Origin of the sequence: Gardnerella vaginalis 1500E (genome assembly GCF_000263595.1) — a bacterium.
In the GTDB taxonomy this organism is placed as follows: Bacteria; Actinomycetota; Actinomycetes; order Actinomycetales; family Bifidobacteriaceae; genus Bifidobacterium; species Bifidobacterium vaginale_E.
Map to the genome: position 1 here is coordinate 134676 of NZ_ADES01000011.1, position 13008 is coordinate 147683.

The following is a 13008-nucleotide window of genomic DNA, read 5'->3' on the forward strand; positions in this document are numbered from 1 at the left end:
TAGTGTTGATTCCGTTATTTTTTCTAAAGATTATAGAAAATTTGGTTTTGTAAGAGGAAAAATGGGTAAGAGAACTAACGTAATTTTGACTAGCACTATGATGGGTATTGCTACTGCTGCTTGTGCTTTCTGCATGGCGCAAAGTGCGAATGCTGCCGAAACTTCAACTGCTTCTAGTGTTACTACGACTGTAAATTCTTCTGCAACTGCTTCTAATGCAGAAGGTTCTTCTTACGTAACTTCTTCTAACGCAGCTTCTAATACGCCCAATGGGGGGGGGTCTGCTTTAGATAGCACTTCCGCAAAACCTTCTGGAAATACTGTACCTTCCAAGTCTAGCGAAACTGAAAAAACTGCCGAAACCAAAAAATCTACTAAATCTGCTAAAGCTTCTAAGTCTGTAACTGATGCTGAAAATTCTGAAAATGCTAGACTTACACAAACTCTTATAGATGTAAGCGCTACTAATCTTCAAACAAATAATCGTGAAGATAGAAGCGTACGCGCAACTGCAGAATCTAGGGAAGCTTCAAATGATTCGGGTACTACAGATGATGCATCTTTAACTTGGACGCGCGAAGACTTTAACATTACCCCTGACGGCAAGCAGATTGGGTACAGAAAAGATATTAATGTACCTGCTCATGATGGAAAACCGGCTAGTACAGAAAATGTTATTGTTCCAGGACTTAATGCAAAGGGCCTTGCAAAGCTTAAGAAAAATCATCATTTGGTAATTCCTGAGGGTATTGAGGTAATTCATGAATGTGCTTTTACTGGAAGGGCTAATAAAGTCGGGAATCATCATGAACACGTTGATGGCAAGACCTATATTGAGGGTGTAACTCTTCCTCAATCTCTTAAGATCATAGAATACGGTGCGTTCGGCTGGAACAAAATTAAGGGAACTGTTACTATTCCGAAAAGTGTAATTTCAATACATAGCGCAGCCTTTGTTGCGAATGAAATTGAAAAAGTGGTGTTTGAAGGCGTGCTTGATGGCAAAGGCAAAGAGCACGATACAGATGCTGACCCGTATTATCTTTCGGGAGTTGGAGAAAAGGCATTTCAGGGTAATAAAATTTCTGAAATTGTCGTAAAAGGTAATTTAGGACAGTATAAATTGCATCCGTCCTACGATCCTGATAAGAGCGATTCTGTATTCGATAACCAGAATCCAGGAACTTTCACTATTGAAGTAGGAGAGGAATACAAGCGCCCTATTACAATTACGCAAGAAAGCTCTGGCCATGCAATCAGTGTTATTGAGGGTTTTGCTGAGAATGGAACTCCTACACTTATTGCTCAATCTTCATACTTTAAGAAAAACGCTGATGGCAAGTATATAGCAGTAAAAACTGGAACGCTTGACGGCCAGTGCATGTTCTACGATACGATTAATGGACAGTTTAGGATAATTGGTATTTCGCACTTTACCTACAACATTCTTCCTAAGGCTAAGATTTACACTGTTACCTTTGTAGATGGCAATAATTCTAGTTATGCTTCTGTGCAAGTTAAGGAAGGTAAGAGTATAAGTGAGAATAGTGTTGCCAATCAGTCTATGCCGGCTAATCCTTCTAAGTATGGTTATACATTTAGAGGTTGGAGTACGGATAAAACAGGTGAAGATAAAACCAAGGAATTTAGTGCTAGTACAACCGTAACAGGTGACATAACAGTTTATGCTATTTATACTCCTACTCCAGCTGTGCTTAATGCAGTGCCAACTCTTATTGTGCAGGATAAAACCATTACTGAGGGAGACCCTCTTGATCTAAGGTCACTTATCGTATCTGCAACCGATAAAGAAGATGGAGACTTAAAAAATAAGGTTCAGATTACAAATAATGGAGGTTTTAATAATAGTAAAGTTGGTTCTTATGTTATTACGTTTAGCGTAACGGACAATGGCGGTGCTACTGCAACAGCGTCTGCAACAGTAACTGTTACTAAGAAGCCAACGCCTCCTACGCCTCCTGAGCTTGAACCAGAAGCAGAACCAGAACCTGAGTCTGCTCCGGCTCCTTCGCAACCTGAACAACCGGAACAGCCGGAACAACAACAAGCCGAGCGCGTTGTTAAGCATCTTCCTAAAACTGGTTCAACCACGACCCCAGTTCTTGCTTCCGCAATTGCCTCGCTTTTTGCAGGTCTCACGTTAATAAAACGTAGGCGTAACGAGTAAATTAGTTAAGTTTTGCAATTTAGCAAAAACGCTAATTAAACGTTTTAATAATATCAAGCAGCGACCAGTTAATAGGATCTTCAAGCTTGTAGTAAACGTTGCTGTCATCCGGAGCTGGCGCGAAAGGAAGTGGCTTGTTCTTTTTCGTCGGCACAAACGGGCTCGTCGGATAGTCGTCCCCAGTAAGTCCATCAGGAATAGCTACTTGCGTTTTATCGTACAGCTTTGGATCCCTTCGCATAATGAACGGTCGACTAAAATCAGGCTTATTTTTGCCTTTGCCCTTAAAGTATCCGCTCTTTTCAAGTTCATCAAATTTTGTATTTACAGGAACTAGCACAAAGAAATCATGCATTTTGTAAGTTAATCCTGTATTAGCATCTTTGGAAGAACCAGTATACATTCCTTGTTCATCAAATTTTTCAGGACTGTTTTCTGCGGTTATATCTTTACCATGCTCACAAACTCTTACACCTGGCGATGGGGAAAAGATATTGTTTCCGCAAGATGGCAAATCTAACCCTTTGTAGAATTCTACTGCACCAGTATCGCCAGAAAGCAAATGATTTTTCATCATGTCATACGTAGGTGATTTTTTATCGTACAGAATAGGTGCTGATATATCTTGCGAGTAGTTATTCATACTAAGATAATTTTCATCGGACATAAGCATAGGTGACGTTCCATCATGCATTAAATCGCCAATACGAGTTCCCAACACAACTGTGGATTCACCTTGATTAAACGATGGTGCTTCATTGAAGTACAGGCAATCGCCGCCTTTCTTGCACCAAACTCCTGCAATTGGAGAAAGGCCTTTTGTTATGCGAACATCAGCATTTTCCATTCCGTCCAAATGCTCTTTTTTAGTTAGCACTTCTTTTGTTTCACTTGCATCAACACCGTAATACACTGTAATGTCGCCAGTGTTCATGGCATATAAGTCGCCTAAATCAGGGTAGGAGCCTGTAATCTTACCAACGAAATCTTTCGAAGAGAATCTTGGTTCTAATTTGTAGTTAGTTATGCCAGCTTTTTCAAGCATCTTCTTTGCAGTATTCTTATCCTTTCCTAATATGTCTGCAGGCACAACTTTTCCATAGTATTTACTATCAATAGGTGTAGCAATAGCGATGTGCATATTATCGCCATCGTAAGCAGGAACAAAAGCATGTCCAGGAGTTGGGTAAGTTGCTACAACAGTGCCAGGCTTTGAAGTTGCAACAACTTTATGAACCTGCACTTTGATTCCCATTTCTTTTACTTCTTTAGTTATTTCCTTCAATGTTTTGCCAATAACATTTTTTGGCATGCCAGGGCCTAAAGATTCAACGACTGTAACTATTCTAGATGCTTTTACAGCTTCTCCTGGCTTGGCGCCCTTTAACTTTAAGAAAGATCCTCGCTTTGCGCGCCCAAATTCTTGAGTAACGCGCACTTTTAAGCCTTGGCTTTGAAGTTTCTTAACAGCTTCTTGAGCATTCGCAACTTTGATTACTGGAATTGTAACCGTTTTGTTTTGATTCACAAAGTAATATGTGATGCCGAAAATAGCAGCAGCTAGTATGACAATTAATGAGATGATTGCAACAATCAGCTTTGAATGTTTATTATTAGGTTTTTGTGTGATTGCGGCTTGTTCGTATGGTTGATTAGTTTGTGCAAATTGTTCAGTTCGCGGAATTTGATTAACTTGCGTAACTTGCTCAATAGATTCGCCGCACTGGTCGCAAAACTTATCGTCTGCGTCAACACTGGCACCGCAGTTAGTACAAAATGCCATAATCGTTCCTTTTCTCTGTACTAATCTATGTAACCGACAATACGACTTATAGCTTTTATAACTTATTTTTTAAACCCATATCTAAGATATTTCGTGGCTTTTATACAGATTATTTCCGTAAGCAACAGTGTCAATTCTACTACGTTATTAATACACAAATGCTTTTGATAAATAAATGCTGTATTAAATATTTATTTGATATTTACTACCCAATGTGCGCAATTGGGGAAACAAGCTCGGTTCCCGAGGCGTCTCTTCGCATGTCTGGCTTAGGTAGCTCCACGCGGCTTCCTCTATCTGTTACTGCATGCAGTGGATAATATCCAACGTATGCATGAATAAGAGTATTCTGCCCCTTAAGGAATCGTTGCGAGCGCACGCCGCCAGTTCCGCGACCCTTTGTTGGGTACATGTCGAAAGGTGTAAGTTTTGCAGCACCGTTTTCTGTTCCAGGAAGAGCATCGCTGTCGCCAGCAACTGTGAATACTACTGTTCCAGTTGCGCAGAATAGTCCATTTTCGCCTTCTTCATAATGCCATTCAATATCTTGCTCTGGCACTACTGCAAAGCTTGCAACTTTTGCACCTTCAGCTAGGCGAATTCCAGCCATTCCTCCTGCTGTACGCCCTTGTGGACGAACCTGTTTTGCGTCGAAGGTAAGAAGTGACGAATCTGTGCTAATAAACACAAGTCTGTCATTGTCTTTAGCTGGGGCTGCGGCAATAACAGCATCGTCATCTTTCAAATCAATTATGCTCCACGAGTCCATGGTTGTTGGAGCTTCGCAATTCCAGCGCTTAACTACGCCGTTTTTAGTTCCAATCGCAAGCGGGGTAGGAGATTCGGAATTTTCTAATACTATTGCTGTAACTACACGTTCTCCTCTTACGGGATCTGTGCTTTGCGTTGATGTTAATAATTCTTGTGCTTTTACGCCTTTGGTTAATTCAGAAGTTTTTCCTTCTTCGTAGTTTAGCTGCGGCAAATCAGCAACATGCGCTAATACTAGGCGTCCAGCGGAAGTAATAAGAGCGTAGCTTGCTCGAGTTGTTGTTTTAAACATTGTTGAGCAAGGAGTGTTAAAAACGTTTTCGCTGTGCGACTTCCAGCGTTCGAATGTTTCTACGTCGGTTCGTGCAATGAAACCGGAAGCACTTAACGCAACCGCACAAGGTTCGTCGCTTAATTGCAAAGCTGCGTAAGCCGCATCATTCTCTCCAGATTTACGTGCAGCACTAGCTGCAGCAGCCAAGTCTGCTTGAGTTGAAGTAAGTTTATTAGCGGACTGTACTGCCTTAATTGCAACGTCTTCGCTATCTTTGCTAATGCTTGTTTCAACAGGAACAAAACTGCCGTCTTCGTTTTCGTCTAGAAGAATTGTTCTTCGTGGAGTATCCCACTGTTTAACCGCAGAATCCATATCTGCTATTACTACTCGGTCAAGTTTTGCGTCAGAGCTTAAGATTTGATTGAGTTCGTCAATTTTTTTAAGTAAATCGTCGCGTTCTGCTTCAAGCTCAATTCGGCTCATTTTTGTAAGTCTGCGAAGGCGCAAATCAAGAATGTATTGTGCTTGAATTTCGTCAAGATCAAAAACTTTGATTAACTTGGTTTTTGCGCTATCTGCATCTTCAGAAGAGCGAATAACCTGAATAACCTCGTCAATATCAAGTAGGGCAAGTAGCAGGCCGTCAACTAAGTGTAGGCGCTCTTGTGCTTTCGTGCGTCTAAACTCACTGCGTCTTCTAACAACGGTTCTGCGATGCGCAATCCACACGTCCAAAAGCTCACGCAATCCCATTGTGTGTGGTCTTCCATCAACTAATGCAACATTGTTAATAGTGAAGCTTTCTTGCAGAGGAGTGTGCTTAAAAAGTTGTGCAAGAACTGCGTTAGGATCAAAGCCTGTTTTTATTTCAATAACAAGGCGAGTGCCGTTGTGTCGGTCTGTTAAATCAATAGCACCAGAAATGCCGTCGAGTTTACGAGCTTTTACGCCTTGAGAAATGCGCTCAAGAACACGTTCAGGACCAACCATAAACGGAAGCTCGGTAACAATAATAGCTTTTTTTCGGGCGGTAATATTTTCAATATGTGTTGTGGAACGCGTTGTAAACGCTCCTCGTCCAGTTTCGTAAGCTTCGCGAATACCGCTTCTGCCAATAATAATTCCTCCGCCTGGCCAGTCTGGTCCTGGAACGAGTTTCATAAGATCGTCTAATGTGGCTTCAGGATGTTTCATAACGTATTTTGCTGCAGAAACTACTTCGCCTAAATTATGCGTTGCCATGTTCGTTGCCATACCAACAGCAATGCCGGAAGCTCCGTTTACTAAAAGATTTGGAATAGCTGATGGAAGTACAGTAGGCTCTTTTAGTTTGTTGTCGTAATTTGGTGCAAAATCAACAGTATCTTCGTTAATATCTGCGTTCATTCCAAGAGCTGCTGGAGCTAAACGTGCTTCCGTGTAGCGGGATGCTGCAGGACCGTCGTCAAGAGAACCAAAGTTACCGTGTCCGTCAACAAGAGGTAAACGTAGTGAAAATGGCTGTGCTAATCGAACCATTGCCTCATAAATAGCAGAATCGCCGTGAGGATGCAGCTTACCCATTACTTCACCAACAACGCGAGCAGACTTCATATAAGCGTGATCGGGGCTTAAGTTCATGTTGCCCATTTGGTAAATGATGCGTCGCTGAACAGGTTTCATGCCGTCTCTTGCATCTGGAAGAGCACGCGCGTAAATAACAGAATAAGCGTATTCAAGGAATGATTTGCTCATTTCTTCATTCAATGGTGTTTCAACAATATGCTCTTTGACTTTTCTTGGGTCGAAAGCTTGTTGTGTTGAGTGACGGCGTGAAGGCATATTTAGAACTCCTTGAATGACATTACGGCTCTCAATGTTACCAATTTCTATGCACAAACTGTAAGTATTTTCTTAATATTGTTAATAAAAGTAGGTTTATTTGCTGAAGATTTGTTACTAATTTAGTATTTTTTATTTTGCTAGAATGATTTTGATCTCTCAGTATTAGCTCTTAGTAGTGGCTATCAGTAGTAGCTTGTGGTTCTATATAAGTGGTTCAATAGTGTATATGAGTGTTGATGTGCCATCTAAAAAAGAATTGTTGCAGTTTGTAGGCAATATTACTTATGGAGATTTTTCCAGCTCAAGTTTGCAAGATTATTCGCATGATTCTTGCTATGAGCAAAGTGGCGGAGCTTTCCATCTTTCATCAGTTTTACCAGCTTTAAGCGATGCAATTGGCGCTCCTGTAAGTACTAAAGTGCATGAAAATCCAGCTTTTTTGCGTGAAAGTCTTGGTTTTCCTAAAGTAAAATCTGCAATTGTTGTTTTAGTTGATGGATTGGGATACTGGAATATTCTAATGCGTCAAGGTCATGCGCCATATTTGCGTTCTCTTTTAAATGAGCCTAAAAATCAGCGTCCTATTAAATCTTGTATCCCAAGCACAACTGTTGCTGCAATGGCAACGTTTGGTACAGGCACATGCCCAGGTCTTACTTGTATGACTGGCTATACTCAAAAAAATGCTCAAACTGGTAAGATTGCTCAACTTATTCAATTTAAAGATGCTCCAAATCCTCTTGAATTGCAGCAGCAGCAAACAGTATTTGAAAGCTTAGTTTCTAAAGGTTTTCGTGCAGATAGTATTAGCTTGCCTAAGTTTGAAAATTCTCCACTTACTCAAGCTGCTTTTCGCGGAGCTACTTATATTACTGCTGGAACTCCTAGAGCTAGAATTATGAAAGCTGCTGATACTACTAAAACTCCAGGATTAACTTATTTGTATTTAAGAGACACGGATAAGGTTGGTCATAATTATGGATGGGATTCCGAACAGTGGGTTGCTGCTTTTGAGCAAGTTGATTCGCAGTTGCGCTTGTTGCAACGAAATTGTGCTAAAGGTACTTTGATTGTTATTACTGCCGACCACGGTATGATTCAATCTGATTCTAACTCTCGTATTGATATTGCTAAAAGCGAAGAGTTAATGCGCGGAGTTGAACTGGTAGGTGGAGAACCTCGCTCTGTTATGCTTTATGCAAATAAAAACACTGATCCTGAAGATATTATTGAAAGATGGCGCAAAATTATTGGTGAAAATGCGCTTATTCGCAGCAAAAAGCAAGCTATTTTAGATGGTGTTTTTGGCAAGGTTGACCCGCGCGCAGAATCTGTTCTTGGCGACGTTTTAGTTCAGGCTCGTAACGCTTTCACTATTGTCGATTCTAGAACTCAAACAGAAAAAGCTATGAGCTTACCAAGTGTTCACGGGTCAATGACTCACATGGAAGTGGATATTCCATGTCTTATTGATTTAGTGTGAATTTTTTAGCGTAAATTGCGTAGTAAAAAATTCGCTCTAAAATCAAAAGAATCAGCCTTCACCGAATAAAATCTCATCCCAGCTTGGAACTGCAGCTCTTCCACTTCGTCTCTTATTGTTATTGTGATCTTCATGATTTAAAGAGTTTTTCTTAGCAGAATCAGACTCTTGATTAGTGTCAAACTCAGCTTCATGATTTGCAGAAGTGGTATTCAAAGATTTTGCAGCATCAGAATTTATTTTTCCTGCGTTTTCAGATACTTCAACTCTTTTTGCTTTCTCGGCTTTTTCGGTTTGCTTTACTTTGTCTGCCAAAGATTTTTGTGCTTCACTCGAGTCGTAAGAAAGAATACTAGATGATGCATCTTGATTTTCGTCATAATCTGACTGTATAAGCGAAGGTTGCTGAGCTCTGCTGCTATTTGATAGCGCGTTTTCGTCCAATTCATTTGAAGAATCTGCGATTTGCCTAGTTTTTGCGCGCTTATTCTCTTGATTAGAATTAGAACTATCAGAAATATCCGAACTGTTCGAATCAATTTCAGAAAGCTTATCACTATTTCGAAGCTCCCATTGTGATACAGCGCGTTCAATTCTTGCTGAACGAATTGAATTTCCCGGCAACTCTTCTGTTGAAAATGGGAAGTTTATGCTTACGGTGTCACGATACATTCCGCCGTATTGCGCTTGCTTAGCGGCATCATTACCATTTGCATCTTCGCCAAGAAGTAAACGAGAAGATGGATTAGCGCATGTTACTGAGTTGTCATGCATATTCCATGTCCACTCAGCTTTAATAGTTCGTGTTGCAGTTTTGAAAGTAGCGCTAATAAGCCACGGCTCTAAGCCTCGGCGTGTTGCGCGCCATTGAACTGTTTCCATACCAATATGGGCTTTGGCAAGAGTTCGCTCTATTAAATCTGCAAGTGTGCGCATATTGCTTTGTTTTGGTGCAGGAACAAGCAGGAATTGCTCAATAGCGTACTGTTTTTCTGTTTCTACTCCAGCAGAAAATCGCCTTACTTGGGCTTCGCTTACGTTATAGCGTTTAGCAACGTGGCTTGGATCAACTCCAGCGCGAATTAAAGCCTGAATCTGCGAAATAGGCAGGGTAGCGTTCGACGATGCTGCAGATACGTTATTATCTGCCGAATTATTATCGCTATGCTTTTTAGTAATCTTTTGTGATTCAGCGATAGCGTGTTCCAGCGTGTCGTCCACTTTAATGCTTAACGGCGTGTTTCCAAAAATAAAAATCAAATTGCCGTCTGCATCAACATGGTCAAAACTCGCCTCTTTTGGCGGATTTTCAAGCATTGTGCACCACTTTCTTCGCTTTTAACAATACTATGTATATACTTTAGTCCATACACTGCATTCTTTACCATTCTATATAAGATAAAATGTGTGTATTATATGCGGGGTGGCATTAATGTATGCTATGCGCGTAGGTAGCTTAAAACGAAAGGACCATAATGGCACAGGATTATGATTCTCCTCGTAGTAAAGATGAGGACGAAGAGTCGTTGGAAGCTTTGAGCAAAAGCTCTCAAAATTCCAGCAGCGACATTGACGATGATGAGAATGCTATTGCTGAAGACTACGAGTTACCAGGTGCTGATTTAAGCAATGAAGATGCGTCTGTAACTGTTATTCCTATGCAAGGTGATGAATTTATTTGTTCTGAATGTTTCCTTGTAAAACATCGTAGTCAATTAGCAGAAACTACGGCTGACGGACAGCCTGTTTGCAAGGAGTGCGCAGCTTAAATGGCATACGACGAGACCTACACTGGCCCCGAGCAGGTTGAGGTACTAATTCAGTATCTCGATGGCGAATCCTCCACTATGCAGCCGCTTTGCTATGCGCATGCTGGCGATGCTGGTGCAGACTTGCGTACTACTGAGGATATTACTTTGCGTCCATTTGAACGTGCTTTAGTTCCAACTGGGGTTGCTATTGCTTTGCCAGCTGGATACGTTGCTTTGGTTCATCCTCGTTCTGGTCTTGCCGCAAAACAGGGCGTAACTGTGTTGAATGCTCCTGGAACGGTTGATGCTGGGTATCGTGGCGAAATTAAAGTGCCGCTTATTAATTTAGATCCAGAAAATACCGTGAAGTTTAATCGCGGCGATCGTATTGCTCAATTGGTTATACAGCGTTATGTAGAAGCACAATTTATTCCAGCAACACAATTGCCTGGTTCTGATCGTTCAAATAAAGGCTTTGGCTCAACCGGAGTACAATAATTTTTTAGTAAATCCGACCAGTTTTAGCGCTGAGTCGGATTTATTGTATTATTTGGCAATTTTGTAGAGCATAACGCATTTTTGCGGGTAGGATAGTAGACAATACAGGAGGTGTGCTGCGATGGGTGAACTTCAAGATGATGTAAAAGGCGCTCATAGGCTTGGATGCGAAATCAGTGAGGATTCTCGTAACCCATTGCTGCCAATATTAAACATGTGCAAGTGGCATCATCCCGATGAAGACATGACTATTCTTCATCGTGCCTACTCCCGTGCGGTAAAACAGCATACAGGTCAGCGTCGTAAATCAGGCGAGCCTTATATTATTCACCCTCTTGCAGTTGCGCAGATTCTTGCAGATCTTGGTATGGGGCCGATTGTTGTTGCAGCAGGATTATTGCACGACACTGTTGAAGATACTGATTACACGTTAGAAGAATGTCGTGCAGAATTTGGTGACACTGTAGCTGGATTAGTTGATGGTGTTACAAAAATCTCCAAGATGGAGTATGGCGAAAGCGCACAAGCTGAAACAATTCGAAAAATGGTTGTTGCTATGAGCCGAGATGTACGAGTGCTTGTTGTAAAACTTGCAGATCGTCTTCATAATGCAAGAACCTGGAGATATGTTAAGCCATCAAGTTCTCACAAAAAAGCTCGAGAAACTCTTGACGTGTATGCTCCTCTTGCAAACCGTCTTGGTATGAATGCTATTAAAACTGAACTTGAAGAACTTAGCTTCAAAGTACTTTATGCAAAAATTTATAACGAAATTGTTGTACTTGTTGCTCGTAGAGCTGGTCAGCGCGAAGTTTATTTGCGTCAAATTCTTGAAGAAATCAACGAAGATTTAGCAGTTCAACACATAGAAGCATCCGTAAAGGGTCGTCCAAAAGATTATTTCTCGATTTATCAAAAAATGATAGTTCGCGGTCATGATTTTGAGAATATTTACGATCTTGTTGGCGTTCGAATTATTGTTGACTCCATTCGAGACTGCTATGCCGCATTAGGAGCGGTTCATGCGCGTTGGAGCCCTGTTCCAGGACGTTTTAAGGACTATATTGCAACTCCTAAACTAAATATGTATCAGAGCTTGCATACTACTGTTGTTGGCCCTGGTGGAAAGCCTGTAGAAATTCAGATTCGTACTTGGGATATGCATAGGCGTGCTGAATTTGGTATTGCTGCACACTGGAAGTACAAGGCAAATGGCCAGGCTGGTAGAGCTTTAAGTAAGCCAGACAGAGATGACCGTAAGCGTGAAGGTGAGCTTGAAGAACGTAAAGAGCTTAGTGAAGCAGATAATCTTAAGTGGATTCAGCAGCTTGCTGATTGGACTAGTGAAACGCCTGATTCTGATGAGTTCTTAGGTTCATTAAAGCAAGATCTTGGAGCTTCTGAAGTTTACGTGTTTACTCCAAAGGGAAGCATTGTTGCTCTTCCTCAGGATGCAACGCCTGTTGATTTCGCTTATTCGGTTCACACTGAAGTCGGTCACCGAATGATGGGCGCAAGAGTGAACGGAAGATTAGTTCCTTTGGACACTAAGCTTACAAATGGTGACACGGTTGAAGTTCTTACTTCAAAGTCAGATACCGCCGGCCCATCTCGTGATTGGCTGAGTTTTGTCAAAAGCCCACGTGCTCGAAACAAGATTCGTCAGTGGTTTAGCAAGGAACGTCGCTCTGAAGCCATTGAAGAGGGCAAGGACGAGCTAACTCGTGCCATGCGTAAACGTAACTTGCCTTTAACTACTTTGATGACACAGCAGGCTTTAATTGGCGTTGCGGATGAACTTAATTTGCCAGCTAATGTTGAATCATTGTACGCAGCTATTGGCGAAGGACAAGTTTCTACTCAAAATGTTATTTCTAGACTTGTTAAAGATGCAGGTGCCGATGAGGTTGCAGAAGAAGTAGAGCAGGAAGCATTACCTCTTAAGAATGTAGAGCGCAATAGAAAATCTAATGGTGCTTTAGGTGTTTCCGTTAAGGGTGTTGGAGACGTTTGGGTAAAGCTTGCAAGATGTTGTATGCCTGTTCCAGGAGATAACATCATTGGTTTTATTACTAGAAATCAAGGCGTGTCTGTGCATCGAACTGACTGCCAGAATATGCTTGATTTACAAAAAACTCAGCCTGAACGAGTTATTCCTGTTCAATGGACCAGCGATAAAGGTTTGTTCTTAGTAAAGGTTCAGGTTGAAGCTTTGGATAGGCAACACTTGCTATCTGATGTTACTCGCGTACTTTCGGATCATGGCGTAAATATTCTTTCCGGAACTATTGCCACTGGAGATGATCGTGTTGCAACAAGCCAGTTTACGTTTGAAATGGCAGACCCTCAGCATCTGAACACGCTTTTGGCTGCTATTCGTAAGATTGAAGGCGTTTTTGACGTCTATCGTATTACTGGCGCAAAAGATAGCGC

The 13008-nt window shown here is 41.4% G+C and carries 8 protein-coding genes; 5 read left to right on the forward strand and 3 right to left on the reverse strand.

From position 1 onward, the window contains the following. Window positions 1–61: 61 nt before the first annotated feature. On the forward strand, window positions 62–2188 hold the full coding sequence (locus tag CGSMWGV1500E_RS02770; protein ID WP_004128202.1) for an InlB B-repeat-containing protein: 2127 nt from the start codon (window positions 62–64) through the stop codon (window positions 2186–2188). Window positions 2189–2219: 31 nt separating this feature from the next. On the opposite strand, the gene CGSMWGV1500E_RS02765 is transcribed toward CGSMWGV1500E_RS02770, so the two are convergent. Then, entirely contained in the window at window positions 2220–3971 is a 1752-nt protein-coding gene (locus tag CGSMWGV1500E_RS02765) for a PASTA domain-containing protein (protein ID WP_004128204.1), read from the reverse strand. A gap of 205 nt (window positions 3972–4176) precedes the next feature. Continuing rightward, window positions 4177–6840, reverse strand: coding sequence for a DNA gyrase/topoisomerase IV subunit A (locus CGSMWGV1500E_RS02760; RefSeq protein ID WP_004128207.1), 2664 nt, complete (start codon window positions 6838–6840; stop codon window positions 4177–4179). Window positions 6841–7069: 229 nt separating this feature from the next. On the opposite strand from CGSMWGV1500E_RS02760, the gene CGSMWGV1500E_RS02755 reads away from it, so the two are divergent. After that, window positions 7070–8326: an alkaline phosphatase family protein gene (locus CGSMWGV1500E_RS02755; protein ID WP_004128210.1), complete on the forward strand. Its 1257-nt coding sequence runs from the start codon at window positions 7070–7072 to the stop codon at window positions 8324–8326. A 51-nt stretch (window positions 8327–8377) separates the two neighbouring features. On the opposite strand, the gene sepH is transcribed toward CGSMWGV1500E_RS02755, so the two are convergent. Next, window positions 8378–9643: a septation protein SepH gene (gene sepH, locus CGSMWGV1500E_RS02750; RefSeq protein ID WP_004128213.1), complete on the reverse strand. Its 1266-nt coding sequence runs from the start codon at window positions 9641–9643 to the stop codon at window positions 8378–8380. Between the two features lie 158 nt (window positions 9644–9801). On the opposite strand from sepH, the gene CGSMWGV1500E_RS02745 reads away from it, so the two are divergent. The 3 genes from CGSMWGV1500E_RS02745 to CGSMWGV1500E_RS02735 all read left to right on the forward strand — a co-directional run. Next, window positions 9802–10095 carry a DUF4193 domain-containing protein gene (locus CGSMWGV1500E_RS02745; RefSeq protein WP_004128217.1) on the forward strand — a complete coding sequence of 98 codons (294 nt, stop codon included), beginning with the start codon at window positions 9802–9804 and terminating at the stop codon, window positions 10093–10095. Next, entirely contained in the window at window positions 10096–10575 is a 480-nt protein-coding gene (dut, locus tag CGSMWGV1500E_RS02740) for a dUTP diphosphatase (protein WP_004128220.1), read from the forward strand. It begins immediately after the preceding gene. A 121-nt stretch (window positions 10576–10696) separates the two neighbouring features. Further along, a partial coding sequence (locus tag CGSMWGV1500E_RS02735; protein WP_004128224.1) for a RelA/SpoT family protein occupies window positions 10697–13008 on the forward strand: 2312 nt, incomplete at its 3' end.

Excerpts from the sequence above, each read along its gene's own strand:
- CGSMWGV1500E_RS02765 (WP_004128204.1), bottom strand. The coding sequence starts at position 3,971 with ATGGCATTTTGTACTAACTGCGGTGCCAGTGTTGACGCAGACGATAAG.
- CGSMWGV1500E_RS02760 (WP_004128207.1), bottom strand. The coding sequence starts at position 6,840 with ATGCCTTCACGCCGTCACTCAACACAACAAGCTTTCGACCCAAGAAAA.
- CGSMWGV1500E_RS02770 (WP_004128202.1), top strand. The coding sequence starts at position 62 with ATGGGTAAGAGAACTAACGTAATTTTGACTAGCACTATGATGGGTATT.
- CGSMWGV1500E_RS02745 (WP_004128217.1), top strand. The coding sequence starts at position 9,802 with ATGGCACAGGATTATGATTCTCCTCGTAGTAAAGATGAGGACGAAGAG.
- CGSMWGV1500E_RS02755 (WP_004128210.1), top strand. The coding sequence starts at position 7,070 with ATGAGTGTTGATGTGCCATCTAAAAAAGAATTGTTGCAGTTTGTAGGC.
- sepH (WP_004128213.1), bottom strand. The coding sequence starts at position 9,643 with ATGCTTGAAAATCCGCCAAAAGAGGCGAGTTTTGACCATGTTGATGCA.
- dut (WP_004128220.1), top strand. The coding sequence starts at position 10,096 with ATGGCATACGACGAGACCTACACTGGCCCCGAGCAGGTTGAGGTACTA.